Origin of the sequence: Shewanella sp. NKUCC01_JLK, from assembly GCF_019345615.1 — a bacterium.
GTDB lineage: Bacteria > Pseudomonadota > Gammaproteobacteria > Enterobacterales > Shewanellaceae > Shewanella > Shewanella oncorhynchi.
Genome location: NZ_JAHKRD010000009.1, coordinates 82,931 through 96,817 on the forward strand (window position 1 = coordinate 82,931; position 13,887 = coordinate 96,817).

13 protein-coding genes are annotated in these 13,887 nt (G+C 46.0%); all 13 read left to right on the forward strand.

Annotated elements, in window-relative coordinates:
* The first annotated feature begins 6 nt into the window (after positions 1-6).
* Entirely contained in the window at positions 7-915 is a 909-nt protein-coding gene (locus tag KO537_RS11265; RefSeq protein ID WP_219234501.1) for an AAA family ATPase, read from the forward strand.
* Complete coding sequence (locus tag KO537_RS11270) at positions 912-2,225, forward strand: tetratricopeptide repeat protein (protein ID WP_219234502.1); 1,314 nt, start codon at positions 912-914, stop codon at positions 2,223-2,225. The genes KO537_RS11265 and KO537_RS11270 overlap by 4 nt, the downstream gene beginning before the upstream one ends.
* Entirely contained in the window at positions 2,222-3,982 is a 1,761-nt protein-coding gene (locus tag KO537_RS11275) for a GspE/PulE family protein (RefSeq protein WP_113940085.1), read from the forward strand. Before KO537_RS11270 ends, KO537_RS11275 begins: the two co-directional genes overlap by 4 nt.
* Positions 3,983-3,984: 2 nt before the next feature.
* The gene (locus KO537_RS11280) at positions 3,985-5,205 is read left to right on the forward strand and encodes a type II secretion system F family protein (protein ID WP_219234503.1); all 1,221 of its coding nucleotides are present in this window, start codon (positions 3,985-3,987) and stop codon (positions 5,203-5,205) included.
* A gap of 50 nt (positions 5,206-5,255) precedes the next feature.
* Positions 5,256-5,750, forward strand: a complete 495-nt coding sequence (locus KO537_RS11285; protein WP_173247175.1) for an MSHA biogenesis protein MshF — start codon at positions 5,256-5,258, stop codon at positions 5,748-5,750.
* A gap of 76 nt (positions 5,751-5,826) precedes the next feature.
* Positions 5,827-6,444 carry a type II secretion system protein gene (locus tag KO537_RS11290; RefSeq protein WP_105251278.1) on the forward strand — a complete coding sequence of 206 codons (618 nt, stop codon included), beginning with the start codon at positions 5,827-5,829 and terminating at the stop codon, positions 6,442-6,444.
* A gap of 64 nt (positions 6,445-6,508) precedes the next feature.
* Positions 6,509-7,015, forward strand: a complete 507-nt coding sequence (locus KO537_RS11295) for a type II secretion system protein (RefSeq protein ID WP_113940083.1) — start codon at positions 6,509-6,511, stop codon at positions 7,013-7,015.
* A 14-nt stretch (positions 7,016-7,029) separates the two neighbouring features.
* On the forward strand, positions 7,030-7,548 hold the full coding sequence (locus tag KO537_RS11300; protein ID WP_113940082.1) for a prepilin-type N-terminal cleavage/methylation domain-containing protein: 519 nt from the start codon (positions 7,030-7,032) through the stop codon (positions 7,546-7,548).
* A gap of 171 nt (positions 7,549-7,719) precedes the next feature.
* A complete protein-coding gene (locus KO537_RS11305) occupies positions 7,720-8,208 on the forward strand; it encodes a type II secretion system protein (protein WP_173248708.1) in 489 nt (162 codons plus the stop codon).
* On the forward strand, positions 8,198-8,752 hold the full coding sequence (locus tag KO537_RS11310) for a type II secretion system protein (RefSeq protein WP_173247172.1): 555 nt from the start codon (positions 8,198-8,200) through the stop codon (positions 8,750-8,752). The genes KO537_RS11305 and KO537_RS11310 overlap by 11 nt, the downstream gene beginning before the upstream one ends.
* Positions 8,752-9,624 (forward strand): type II secretion system protein, encoded by an 873-nt coding sequence (locus tag KO537_RS11315; RefSeq protein ID WP_173247169.1) that lies wholly within the window; start codon positions 8,752-8,754, stop codon positions 9,622-9,624. The genes KO537_RS11310 and KO537_RS11315 overlap by 1 nt, the downstream gene beginning before the upstream one ends.
* The gene (locus tag KO537_RS11320) at positions 9,614-10,093 is read left to right on the forward strand and encodes an MSHA biogenesis protein MshP (RefSeq protein WP_173247166.1); all 480 of its coding nucleotides are present in this window, start codon (positions 9,614-9,616) and stop codon (positions 10,091-10,093) included. The genes KO537_RS11315 and KO537_RS11320 overlap by 11 nt, the downstream gene beginning before the upstream one ends.
* A 28-nt stretch (positions 10,094-10,121) precedes the next feature.
* Complete coding sequence (locus tag KO537_RS11325; protein ID WP_219234543.1) at positions 10,122-13,865, forward strand: DUF6701 domain-containing protein; 3,744 nt, start codon at positions 10,122-10,124, stop codon at positions 13,863-13,865.
* Positions 13,866-13,887: the final 22 nt, after the last annotated feature.

Sequence of the window (13,887 nt, forward strand, 5' to 3'; positions counted from 1 at the left end):
GCTTCTATGTATCAGAAGCATTTTGGCCTAAGCCAACCTCCATTTTCACTGACACCCAATACCGGATTTTTTTTCGGCCTGTCGCCACACGTGGAAGCCTTGCAAGTCTTGCAAACCGCGCTGCAAACGGGCGAGGGCTTTATCAAGGTGACTGGGGAAGTGGGGACTGGTAAAACGTTGATTTGCCGCAAGCTTATCAACGAATTGCCGAGTCAGTTTCATTGCGCATATTTGCCTAATCCTTATCTCACGCCAGCTGAATTACGCTGGGCGGTAGCGAGTGAGCTGGGCCTTAAATACACCAGCAATATCGACCAGCAGCAACTCACAGGACTTATTCAACAGCAGCTTTTAGCCTTGAGCGCCCATGGTCACGCCATCGTATTGGTACTCGATGAAGCGCAGGCATTGCCGGACGACAGTCTTGAGGCGCTGCGGTTATTCACTAATCTGGAAACCGAGACACGCAAATTATTACAGGTAGTGTTATTTGGGCAACCCGAGCTCGATGACAGGCTTAAACGCCAAGAATTTAGGCAATTAAGACAGCGTATTACTTTTAGCTACAACCTTCGCCCACTGACATGGGATGAAACCGACGCTTATCTTCGCCACCGATTAGCCATAGCAGGGCGTGCGGGCGAACCACTCTTTACATCACGGGAAACACGTCAGATAGCCTATGCGTCCCGAGGGATCCCCAGATTGATCAATATTCTTGCCCATAAAGCCTTGTTACTGAGTTTCGGCGAAGGTGCTATTCGTGTGCAAACCTCCCACGTTAAAGCCGCAATTCAAGACACCGAAGATGCAAGTGTTCGCCGATTATTATCGTGGAAATGGTTGCCTTTTTTCACTTTGATGACAGTGGCTTTCGGTTTGGGATTACAACACTTTTTCAGGGGTGTTGTATGAGCGTGATCAACAAGATGCTGCAGGATCTCGACAAGCGTCAGCAGGGGCATGAGCTCAGCAACGTGGCTCAGCCACAGGTGCAATATTTAGCGCGCAGGCGGGCTCCGTTTAACGGGCTGCTGCTCTGTGGTGTGTCATTGCTATTCGGTGGCGCTCTGGTTTATGGCTGGCAACTTTTCATGGCAAAGCCTGCTGAAGCGACTATTTCGGCTCAAACAAATGGGCAAAATGAATCTACTCAGACTCAAATCGAGTCTGTTCAGATAGACAAGATTACCTCGAGACAGTCTCCAGCAAGCGTCGAAGTCGTCGAAGAACCGCTTAAAGTTGCGACTATGCAGGAGTTTACGACTAAGAGTGAAGAGCTTGAACCCAGTGTCGACGACGTTGTACTTAATCAGCCGCAAGAATTTGAATCAGAACATGATGTTGAACAAGAGTCACAACGGCAACAAGATGAGAGCTCAGCACTCGCAGATGACCTAGTCGATACGTCAAGCGAGCCAAGCCATTCACAGTCAAATCGTGTGACATCGAGTGTGCGAAGCGCCGAGGTCACTGCTGCCACACCCTCAGCATTAATGATGTTAGAACGTGCCAGTGTTGCCGCCGATAATGAACTTAACGCGAGCAATGAGCTTAAAGTACAAGAAGTTAAAGCAGATGCTGGCACTAATCGACTCACGCCCCAACAGCAAGGGCAAATGGCGATTACTGAGGTGAAGTTGACCCCAAAGCAGCTGGCGCAGAAGCGGTTCACATTAGCGAATGAGGCTGAAAGGGATGGCAAACTCAAAGATGCCATTAGTTATTATGAGCAAACATTAGGCTTTGATCCCAGTATGCATGAAGCGCGCAAGCAGTTAGCTGCGCTGCATTATGGGCAAGGTCAATTAGCCAAAGCCAGTGAAGTGTTACAGCAAGGCATGCTGTTATTCCCACAGCAGTTAGACTTTGCCTTATTGCTTGCTCGGGTTCAGCAAGCCTCAGGTCAGGCTGATCTCGCATTAGCGACGTTAGCCAACATACCTGACACGCATCCGCTGGCGAGACAAAAGTGGATGGCACAATCGGATTTGGCGCAAAAGCTAGGACAGTTTTCGTTGTCAGAACAAGCCTATAGACAATTATTGCAACAAGAACCTCAACAGGCTAAATGGTGGATGGGGCTGGCCTATGCGCTCGATTCGCAGCAGCAATTTCCCCAAGCACGCCAAGCCTATCGGACTGCATTAGGCCATAGAGGCTTATCGGCGCAGGCGAGTGCCTTTATCGAACAACGTTTGACTCAGCTAGGAGATAGCCAATGAAACCCAGATTAAAAATGCGTTTGGGCGATCTGTTAGTTCAAGAAGCCATTATTACTGAAGCGCAGTTGCAACAGGCGTTGGCCGAGCAGCGCAATACGGGCAAAAAACTGGGTCGTACTCTGATTGATTTGCAATCGATTACTGAACATCAGTTACTGCAGTTCTTGTCGCAACAATTGAATGTGCCTTTGCTGGATATCAGTAAAATGCCAATCCCTGCGGAAGTGGTGCATCTTATTCCTGAGGTGCAAGCACGACGTTTCCGCGCTTTAGCGGTTGAAGACAGGGGCGATAGCGTATTGGTTGCAATGAGCGACCCCGCGGATTTGCAGGCGCTCGATCACCTCGAAATGCTTATCGCACCTAAGCGTTTGAAGTTAGCGGTAGCGCCCGAGCAGCAACTGCTGCAAGCGTTTGATAACTTATATCGCCGTACAGACCAAATTGCACAGATTGCCGGTAAGCTCGAAGAAGAATACGCCGCCGATGAGATGTTCGATTTAGCCAGCCTCACGTCGGGCGACAGTGACAATGAAACCACAGTGGTTAAGTTGCTGCAGTCGATTTTTGAAGATGCGGTGCAAATGCGCGCCTCGGATATTCATATCGAACCCGGTGATAAAGCCTTACGTATTCGCCAGCGTATCGATGGTCAGCTACATGAAACGATTCTGAATGAAGTTAATATTGCTGCCGCTTTAGTATTACGACTTAAGTTGATGGCGGGTCTCGATATTTCCGAAAAACGTTTGCCGCAGGATGGTCGTTTCCATATGGAAATCAAAGGTCATCATATCGATGTGCGTATGTCGACTATGCCGATTTACCACGGCGAATCTGTGGTGATGCGTTTACTCGATCAATCGGCGGGTTTATTGACCTTAAACGAAACCGGTATGCCGCCTGCTATTTTGGCGCGTATTCGTAAACAGATTAAACGTCCCCACGGCATGCTACTGGTCACAGGTCCAACGGGTAGCGGCAAAACGACCACCTTGTACGGTATTTTGAGCGAGCTCAATACCGCCGACCGTAAGATCATCACGGTGGAAGATCCGGTCGAGTATCAATTGCCGCGGATCAACCAAGTACAAGTTAACCATAAGATTGGCTTGAACTTTTCCAACGTATTGCGCACCACCTTACGTCAAGACCCCGATATCATCATGGTGGGGGAAATGCGTGATCAAGAAACCGTGGAGATTGGTCTTAGGGGCGCATTGACGGGTCACTTTGTGCTATCGACCTTGCATACCAACGATGCGGTCACCAGTGCGCTGCGTTTACTCGATATGGGCGCTGCGAGTTATTTAGTTGCTAGTGCCTTAAGGGTGATTATTGCCCAGCGTTTAGTGCGCCGTGTCTGCCATAACTGTGGGGTAGAGTATCAACCGACACCGCAGGAAAAAGCCTGGCTGAGTAGTGTGAGCCGCAAAGATTTTACCCATGCGAATTTTAGGATTGGCACGGGTTGCCAGAGTTGTAATGGCAGTGGTTATCGCGGGCGGATCGGTATTTTTGAAATCCTCGAGCTAGACGAAAAGATGATCGATGCTATGCGTACTGGTAATCCGCAGGATTTTGCCAGAGCCGCGTTGCAGAGCCCTAACTTCACCCCACTCGCTGAGTCAGCTTTGCAATATCTGAGCGAAGGCATGACGACGATTGAAGAGGTTGCTAAGTTGGTGGAAGACGTGAGTGAATCTCAGATACCTTTGTCGAAGGATATTATCAGCCAACAAGGCGTTGAGGCGTAATTATGCCAATTTATCAATACCGTGGACGCAGTGGTCAAGGTCAATCCGTTACGGGACAATTGGATGCCGCGTCGGAAAGTGTCGCTGCTGACATGCTATTGGCGCGTGGCATTATCCCCCTTGAAGTCAAAGTCGCCAAAGTGGCTAAGTCGTTCTCACTGACTAAGTTATTTGGTGGCAAAGTCGCGTTAGAAGAATTACAGATTTTTACTCGACAAATGTACTCCTTGACCCGTTCTGGCATTCCTATTTTGCGGGCGATTGCAGGCTTATCTGAAACGGCGCATTCCCAGCGAATGAAAGATGCGCTTAATGATATTTCTGAGCAGCTCACCGCAGGGCGACCCTTGTCATCATCCATGAATCAACATCCCGATGTGTTTGATTCTTTGTTTGTTTCTATGGTGCACGTGGGGGAGAACACGGGTAAGTTAGAAGATGCCTTCATTCAACTTTCAGGTTATATCGAGCGTGAGCAAGAGACGCGGCGACGAATTAAATCGGCCATGCGTTATCCCATGTTTGTATTGATTGCGATTGCGCTCGCTATGGTGATCCTCAATATCATGGTGATCCCTAAGTTTGCCGAGATGTTTTCTCGCTTTGGCGCCGACTTGCCGTGGGCGACAAAAGTGTTGATTGGTACATCAAATCTATTCGTGAATTATTGGGCGCTGATGTTGGTGGCGCTGATTGGCACTATTATTGGCATTCGTTACTGGCACCATACGGAAAAAGGCGAGAAGCAGTGGGATAAGTGGAAGTTACACATTCCCGCCGTAGGGTCGATTATTGAGCGTTCGACGTTAGCCCGTTATTGTCGCAGTTTCTCTATGATGCTCAGTGCGGGCGTACCGATGACGCAGGCCTTAAGTTTAGTGGCCGACGCGGTAGATAATGCCTACATGCACGACAAGATAGTCGGTATGCGCCGTGGCATAGAGTCTGGCGACTCTATGCTGAGGGTATCGAATCAGAGCAAGTTATTTACGCCACTAGTGCTGCAAATGGTGGCTGTGGGGGAAGAAACGGGGCAAATCGATCAATTACTCAATGATGCGGCAGATTTCTATGAGGGTGAAGTAGACTATGATTTAAAGAACCTCACCGCGAAATTGGAGCCAATTTTGATCGGTTTTGTGGCCGTGATTGTCTTAGTGTTGGCCTTGGGGATATACCTACCAATGTGGGATATGCTCAATGTGGTCAAAGGTGGTAAGTAAGCGATATGGATAATATTTATTTCCTATCTTATACGTGGGACTGAGGTTAAATGCAGACTCAGCAAAAGGCTGAAAGCGATCTATTACGTATCTATGGACGTATGATCGCCATTGGAATTGTATTGGTTATCATGGCGGTGATCGGAGCTAAGTATTTTTTTACGCTACCGCAAATAGCGGCTCGTGGATTGGAAGTGGAACACGCCCGTTTTTTAAATGTGCTGGTGATGGTGCGTTCCCAGTGGTTGTCTTTGGGTAAGCCGGCGCAATTGCAGTTGAACTGGGAGGTATTTGATAATCCCTCCCTAGAAACTGAGTCGAGTGTTGTCGATATCAATGATTTAGGATGGCCACAACCTAAGCACCTAAATGATCAAGGCTGCCAAGATTTGTGGCAACAGTTAATGGGCGCTGAAACTGATAATTTAGGTCTAGAGGCGGATTATTTGGCTAAGGATAATAGCTGCCACTATCGGTCTAAAAATGGCGATAGTTTAGGCTATCAACTGAACTCTGGCAGGGTCATTTTTTTGACTGCTCCGTAAAATATTGTTAACTCAATGGCTTTTTAAAATTGATTTAACTGTTAGAATAAAATTTCTGAGGTCTGGGGACATATATATGAAAACTAAGCAAACAGGGTTCTCATTAATCGAACTTGTGATTGTGATTGTGATTTTGGGTTTACTCGCCGCAACTGCGATCCCACGATTCTTAAATGTCACCGATGATGCTGAAGATGCCAGTGTTGACGGTGTTGCGGGTGGTTTATCGACTGCAGTCAGCTTTGTGCGTTCTCAGTGGGAAGTCGATGGGCGTCAAAATAGCAGTGTTATCCTCGACGGTAACACAGTAAATGTCGATACACGTTTTGGCTATCCAACGGGAACTTCAGTAACCAGTGCGACAGCTATGACAAATGCCAGTTGCCAAGAAGTGTTTAACACTGTGTTGCAGAGTGCTCCACGTAACGTATTATTTAACCAAGATGCACGTAATCAACGTTATACCGCTCGTGTTATTAACGCCGCAGGCGGCAGTGCTAACTCAATTACTGGTGCAGTCGTCGCAGGTTTAGATTTATGTGTTTATCACCAAGTGGCTTCACTGGTGCTAAATCAAACGAATGGTGTACCCACTCCTGCCCCTGATTTAACAACGGTAGGTGCTAAGGGAATAGTGTATAACCCAGGCACAGGCAGAGTATTAAGCTTCACCCAAACGCCATTTGTACCATAGAAACTAAAGCGTCATGCTTAAGTTAATCAACTTTTTTGTAAAGTTATTGAATAGGTAATTAAGAATGAAAAGACAACAAGGTTTTACCTTAATAGAATTAGTAGTAGTGATCATCATCTTAGGTATTCTTGCTGTCACAGCGGCACCTAAGTTTATCAATCTTCAATCTGATGCACGTAAATCGACAGTTGAGGGTGTTAAAGCCGCCTTACAAGGTGCGAATACTCTGATTTATTCAAAGGCTGCTCTAGCTGGTAAAGAAAAAGCCACAGGTCAGACTGTAACTATTGCAACAGGTGTTGATGTCACGACTGATTATGGTTATCTCAATAGTGCTACGAGTTCTGCTGCTGTGAAAACTAACCTTGAAAATGCCTTGGATATGAAATTTGATGCATTGGCGACAGATACTGTAGGTACAGTGAATGATTTTGGTGTCGTGTATAAGAGTGCAACATCTTTCATTATTGTTCCTAAGGGAAAGAAAGACACTGACGCTTGCCGTTTAGAATATACACCTGCAACTAGCACTACATTACCTGTGTATTCAGTTGTAGCTACCGCGTGTTAATGGAGTCTTACAGAATGAAAAAGCAAAGTGGTTTTACATTAATTGAATTAGTAGTTGTTATTATTATTTTAGGGATTTTGGCTGTTACCGCCGCGCCTAAGTTTATTAATTTGCAAGGTGATGCCCGTCTTTCTGCTCTAAATGGTTTGAAAGCCTCCTTGCAAGGAGGTAACACTTTGTTGTATTCAAAAGCAGCTCTTCAAGGAGAGGAGGGTAATAATGGTGGAACTACTAAGAATATTGACTTAAACGGTGATGGTACTGATGATGTTATTGGAGTTTTTGGTTACGTTAAAGCAACTCAAGCTGACATCCAAGCAATATTAGATATCACTTTTGATGTAGGTACAACTCCGACTGTTACTGGAACAAACGAGTGGATTATAGATACTACTACTGCAACTACGCCTGCTGGGGGGGTCACTTTCTATCAGCGTGGGGCACCAGCTACTTGTAAATTCAGTTATGTTGCTCCGACAGTAAAAGGCACTCAACCAATATATACAGCATTACCTACTGCCGATAAATGTTAGTTTTACTTAATTAGAAGGCCTGCCTAGCAGGCCTTTTTTTTAGATAAAATACGGTTCTTGCATGATGTTAAATAAATGAGCCAGCCAAGGGTTTTCCGACATTTATTTGCGTTAATCATATCGTTGGCAGAAACTGAACCTAGTACATGAAATCAGCAATTAACGCGAGTGATGCTTAAATTCTCTATGTCAAAACAGGCCGGATTTACTTTAGTAGAATTAGTAACGACCATCATCTTGATTTCAATTCTTGCTGTGGTTGTACTGCCACGCCTGTTTACTCAGTCTTCCTACAGTGCTTATAGCTTGCGCAATGAGTTCATTAGCGAGCTGCGTCAAGTACAGCAAAAAGCGCTCAATAATACCGACAGGTGTTTTCGTGTAACCGTCTCTGGCACTGGTTATCAAGTGAGTCAATTCTCTGCCCGAAATGGGGCGGTTTGTTCTGGTACCGCATTATCGCCAAACCCGCTTTATACCCAAGCTTTTCAAGGTGGTGCTCAATTAGTGCTAGTGAGCACTAACAGCAGCAACTTTACCCTTGATTTCGATATCAATGGCCGACTTTTTCCAAGCTGTAATGGTGATTGTATTCGCGTGACCGCAAATGACACTGTGATGATTAATATATCCTCCGAGGGCTATATTTATGCGAATTAATCCTCGGTTGCTATTGGGCAAAGTATCAGTAAAAGCATCCAAAAAAGCCAAACCACAGAAGGGTTTTACCCTTATCGAATTAGTGATTGGCATGCTGGTGATTGGCATTGCAATAGTGATGCTAACCAGCATGTTATTCCCCCAAGCTGATCGTGCGGCCAGTACCTTACATAGAGTACGCAGTGCTGAGCTTGCACATTCGGTGATGAATGAAATCTGGGGTAAACGTTACGATCAAAACACCAATGCCAATGGTGGCACGCCAGCCTGTGGTAGTCCGCTAGGGAGTAATTGTTCAACGTCATTAGGCCCTGAGTTCGGTGAGAGTCGAAACAACTTTAACGATGTGGATGATTACAACGGCTTAAATGAAACCGCGACTATGCTCAATTCGACCCAAACCTATGCAAATGCTTATCCTAACTATCGCTTAAGCGTCACAGTTGCCTATGGCGCAGTGTCCAATACTAAGCTAGTGACGATTAATGTGACTACGCCCGACAACGAAGTGATTACTTACAATATGGTGAGGAGTAATTACTGATGGCCTCACCTTTATCTACGGTTAATAAAAAATCCACACTAGGTTTTACCTTGGTCGAGATGGTCACTGTTATCTTGATTCTGGGGATTCTCGTGGTCGGGGTAAGTAGTTTTATTATTTTTGGTACGCGGATTTTTGTTGAGTCGAGTTCAGTCGATCAAGTGCTAAGTCAGAGCCGTTTTGCTGTTGAGCGAGTGACCCGTGAGTTGCGTAGTGCCTTGCCTAATAGCCTGCGAGTTAATACCGATTCGCTAACCTATCAATGTATTGAATTTGTGCCTATCGAAGCCAGCACGACTTATCTAACCATGCCAATTGTGCCTGCTGCTGCCGCGAGCACTGGGATAGTTATTCTAGATAATACGGTGAGTGCGATTCGTGTGAATCAATTCGCTTGGATCTATCCCTTGATTGATGCCGATGTGTATAGCAGCGCGAGACAAAAGCGAGCGCAGGTTAAAACGATTGCTACTGCGCCTTCCCCTTTGGAGCATCAAGTGACGCTGACTTTTACTGCGCCAACACGTTTTGCAGAAGCATCACCACGGCAAAGGATCTATTTTGGTTCGAGTCCAGTGAGCTATTGCTTTGAAAAGGGGCCAAGCGGCAATGAATTACAATTATTGCGTTATGCTGGTTATAACTTTAATGCCGTTCAGCCAAATCCTGCCGCTATGCCTGCCACTATGGGCACGGGCGTGCTAATGGCGCAAAGTGTGGCAAATGTTTTAAATAATGGTGCTGATTTACCGCTGATTTTAACGCCATCTAGCCTAGTGAATAATGCTATGGTGCATTTACAACTGCGGTTTAATGTAAATGGTGAGACGTTCCAATATCGACATCAAGTGCAGGTGATCAATGTCCCTTAATTCACATTGTCGCTCGGTAGGGCGTAACTCAGCATCCAGATCATCACTATCAAGATCGTCCTCTCACGCTCTGCCTGCGCGTCAACACGGCAGTGCATTGATTATTGGCGTATTTGTGATCACTGTGATGTTTCTACTGGCGTCAGCTCTGATCAATATAGTGGAAGACGGGGATACTGGATTAACCCAAGAAGTGTGGGGCACGCGAGCCTTCGCCGCTGCGAACAGTGGCGCCGATGCCGCATTGGCAACATTATTCCCATTAAATGGTTCAGTTGGCATTTGCCCTGCAACGAGCACTTGGAATCCTCCTAATGTAACAGGTTTCCATGCCTGCACTGTGACCTTGACGTGCAAAGCCTATGCGGTAGGTACCACCACCCAATATCGAATCAACAGTAAAGCGGTATGTGAAAGCGGCGAGACCCGTGTTAGCCGACAAGTTGAGGTAGAAGCCCGTGGGAACTAAGTTATCAAAAATGGTATTTAACAAAATAATGGCCAAATTCCCATTAATCCTTTTACTCCTAATCACGGCATTTACATCCCATTTGGCAAAAGCAGATTGGACTAAAACCTTTATAGAAGGTGTAAACAATTACGATAGAAACGGTTCAATTACCTTCAACAGTTCTTATTTATACAATGCCCCTAATAATGCAGGTCGTTGGTATAGTGACTTGCCAACTTATAACTATTTTCAAGGAGGAAACAGCTTTGACAATTTGTGTGTAACATCTAACAACTCTTATCGTTGGTGTCGTTCTGGAGACTATATTGCAACTTTACCTTCTAATCGTGTTGATTTTTCTCAGTGCACTTCTTCAAGCCCTGACAATGTTGGGCCCCCCACGTGGGATAATACGCGAATTAATGTAACTGAAGGTGAGTATAATAATATTGTTCTTGATGGAGGTTCAGATAAAACAATTCGGTTCGTTAGCAATAATGGCGTGTATAAGATGAAGTCGCTTACTGCTACTTCGGGCCGTATTGAGCTGGCTGCTGGACAATATTGGATTGAGAATTTATCTATTAATGACGGTGTAACTCTGGTATTCCCATCAACTGGTACCGTGTCATTTTTTATTAAAAATAACTATAGGCATTACAACTTAAACACAGTTGGGCAACCAGAAAAATTTCTCATTTATAGCTACTCAAATTTCACTCTCAATGGAGGGGCATATCTTAAATCCTATGTTGTTGCTGAAGGGAATGCGGTGCTAGAGGGGAGTTCCTCTTTGGAAGGAGCTATTACTGCTAGAAATATTAGTTTAGGTGGCAATAGTAGTATTAAATTTGACGATAATGCAGCAAAGATTGATGTTGTTCCAAATTGTAATCCTGCACCTGTTTTACAATGCTTTAACGATAATTTCTCCCAAAGCACTTTGAGTAATGACTGGGTTGTTTCTAAAAGTAGTGGAGGATTTACCCCTTCTATCCAAGGCGGTCGATTACGCTTAACCGAAGCTAAATCTGACCAATCTACGGCATCTACCTATCAAAGACTCTTTCCTGGAAAAGCTAACTTAGTGGAGATCCAGTTTGATCACTATGCCTATGGTGGCAATGGTGCCGACGGCATTGCGGTAGTGTTATCGGATGCTTCTATAACGCCGCAGCCTGGCGCCTTTGGCGGTCCATTGGGTTACGGTTATAAACCTGGTATTAATGGGTTCGCGGGTGGTTGGCTTGGGTTTGGTATTGATGAGTTCGGTAACTTCTCCGGTGAAGGCGGTAGTTCTAATGTCGGCCAGCGACGCCAGTCCGTTGCGGTTCGCGGTTCGGGTGTCGGCACGTCAGGATATAATTATTTACGCGGCGCTTGTAGTAATGGCACTACTAATACGAACGGTAGTTGCTTATCGCCTGCGGTAGACGGCAATAATGTGTCGCCTGCGCACAGGTATAAAATCACAATTGATTCGCAAGCCGCGAATCAATCTATTGTGAAAATTGAGCGTAATACAGGTTCGGGTTTTGTGACTTTAGTTCCCGCATTTAACGCCGCAGCACAAAATGGTCAGGCGGCCATTCCAAGTGATTTTTTATTGTCTTTAACGGGCTCAACGGGGGGCTCAAATAACAACCACGAAATCGATAACGTGCAAATTTGTGCTTTAAAATCAAATCCTATTGGTGCTCAGATCGATCATTTTGAGTTTGATCATACGGGTCAAGGTCTGACCTGTAATGCTGAGACGGTAACGATTAGAGCCTGTGCCAATGCCAATTGTAGTCAACTCTTTACTGCACCTCTTAGCGCAACCTTATTACCTGATTCTGCGGCAGATGGCGTATGGGTTGGCGGTAATCAAGTGAGCTTTAGCGGTGGCACGGCGCAACTGCAACTGAGGCGAAATACTCCTGGTGTAGTGACTTTAGGCGTGAAGGGCTCTAATCCCACCACTAAACCATTAAGCAAAACCCTTTGCCGTATTGGTAATGGTGGTTTGAGTGAAAACAATTGTTCACTCACCTTTGCCGACAGTGGTTTTGTATTCGATGTACCCGATAAGCGTGCGAATCGCCCCGAGCAAGTGTTAGTCAAAGCGGTGAAAAAATCCGATGTGACGAAGCAGTGTGTCCCAAGCTTCCAAAGCCAGACCAAAACGCTGAATTTCTGGAGCAGTTACCAAACGCCAAGCGCGCCTATCTCGCCTAAAGCCGTCACCATCAACAATATGGTAATTGGCACCTCGAGTGCCTCGCCTACGGCGGTGAACCTGCTGTTTGATACCAACGGACAAGCAAGCATTTCAGTCAATTACCCTGATGCAGGTAAATTACAACTAGATGCAAAATATACAGGGACAGGTGATGAACAGGGCTTAGTCATGGCAGGTTCAGACCAATTTGTCAGCGTACCAGCGGGATTGTGTGTTAAGTCTGTAGATGCCAATGCTAGCTGCTCAAACGCGAATATGACGTGTAATGTTTATCGTAAAGCGGGTCAAACCTTTGGCATGACAGTACAAGCGATGGCATGGGAAAAAGATGGCGATCCGGACTTTTGTTCGGGCAACTTACCCACGCCTAACTTTAGTGATGTGCAGATGAAGCTTGCCAGTAAAGTCGTTGCGCCAAGCATTGCCAACGGCGGACTTGATGGGGCGTTAGGCGTGGCATCCTACAGCCACTCGGCGCAGGCCAATAATCTCAATACCATCAGCAATCAGACCATCAGCGAAGTTGGAGTATTCCAAATTGCAGCGCAGGCTAGCCCAAATTATTTAGGGACGGCAAGCAGCTTAAATATTCCAATTGGATATTCAGCTAATATTGGCCGTTTTGTGCCCGATAGATTTTTAATCAGTAACGTATCGGTCATACCTGCCTGTGGCGGCTTTAGCTATATGGATCAGCTGTTCCCTATGTCGATGGAGCTCAGTGCTTTAAATATCGCGGGGGATATAACGAAAAACTATTTCCCGCCATTTTCCCTTGCCACGGCAAAACTGGTGGGAGAAAACAACAATAATGGTGTTGATTTACAGAGTCGCTTAAGTGCCTTACCTATAAAGGCTGATAGTTGGAATCAAGGTGTGGCGACGGTCGATGCTTCTTACCAAGCTAACTTTAGTCGGGTGACCCCAAATGTGGCGACGAATCTGTATCAGGATGGCCCCTTTGAGCTGCTCGATATTGGCGTGCAATTGATGGATAACGATCCTCGGCCGAATGGGCTTTACAGCTATGTGGCCTCACCAGACATGGATGCGGCATCAACAGGTACTTGCACTAACTGTAATGCTAAGAAAATCAGCACTCAAACCCTTCGTCATGGCCGTGTAGTGATGGATAACACCTATGGTCCTGAGACGGAAATACTGCGTATGCCGACACGGGCCGAATTTTGGAATGGCAGCAGCTGGGCCTTAAATACTGCCGATAACTGCACAACGGCAGTGTATGCTTTGGGTTCGCAGGTTGATCATTCCGCTCTTGGTTACAATTTTGATCCCGACTTAGTGGCGGGACAAAGTGTTGTGCGTTCTGGCGGGACTGCAACATTCCAAGCTGGCCAATTTGAGTTACTCTGGCAAGCCGTTACAACAAGTGGGTTGCCATACCGCGGCCAAGTGACGGCGCCCTTGGATGTGCCGACATGGCTAGAATGGTACTGGAATTGGAATGGCGTATCGCCAACAGCGGTCACTGAACCGCGGGCAAGTGCGTATTTTGGTCGTTATCGAGGGCATGACAAAATAATCTATTGGCGTGAGGTAAACTAATCTGAGTTATTTCTCTCATTAA

Coding starts and splice junctions, on each gene's coding strand:
- KO537_RS11265 (WP_219234501.1), top strand. CDS start 7: ATGTATCAGAAGCATTTTGGCCTAAGCCAACCTCCATTTTCACTGACA.
- KO537_RS11270 (WP_219234502.1), top strand. CDS start 912: ATGAGCGTGATCAACAAGATGCTGCAGGATCTCGACAAGCGTCAGCAG.
- KO537_RS11275 (WP_113940085.1), top strand. CDS start 2,222: ATGAAACCCAGATTAAAAATGCGTTTGGGCGATCTGTTAGTTCAAGAA.
- KO537_RS11280 (WP_219234503.1), top strand. CDS start 3,985: ATGCCAATTTATCAATACCGTGGACGCAGTGGTCAAGGTCAATCCGTT.
- KO537_RS11285 (WP_173247175.1), top strand. CDS start 5,256: ATGCAGACTCAGCAAAAGGCTGAAAGCGATCTATTACGTATCTATGGA.
- KO537_RS11290 (WP_105251278.1), top strand. CDS start 5,827: ATGAAAACTAAGCAAACAGGGTTCTCATTAATCGAACTTGTGATTGTG.
- KO537_RS11295 (WP_113940083.1), top strand. CDS start 6,509: ATGAAAAGACAACAAGGTTTTACCTTAATAGAATTAGTAGTAGTGATC.
- KO537_RS11300 (WP_113940082.1), top strand. CDS start 7,030: ATGAAAAAGCAAAGTGGTTTTACATTAATTGAATTAGTAGTTGTTATT.
- KO537_RS11305 (WP_173248708.1), top strand. CDS start 7,720: ATGCTTAAATTCTCTATGTCAAAACAGGCCGGATTTACTTTAGTAGAA.
- KO537_RS11310 (WP_173247172.1), top strand. CDS start 8,198: ATGCGAATTAATCCTCGGTTGCTATTGGGCAAAGTATCAGTAAAAGCA.
- KO537_RS11315 (WP_173247169.1), top strand. CDS start 8,752: ATGGCCTCACCTTTATCTACGGTTAATAAAAAATCCACACTAGGTTTT.
- KO537_RS11320 (WP_173247166.1), top strand. CDS start 9,614: ATGTCCCTTAATTCACATTGTCGCTCGGTAGGGCGTAACTCAGCATCC.
- KO537_RS11325 (WP_219234543.1), top strand. CDS start 10,122: ATGGCCAAATTCCCATTAATCCTTTTACTCCTAATCACGGCATTTACA.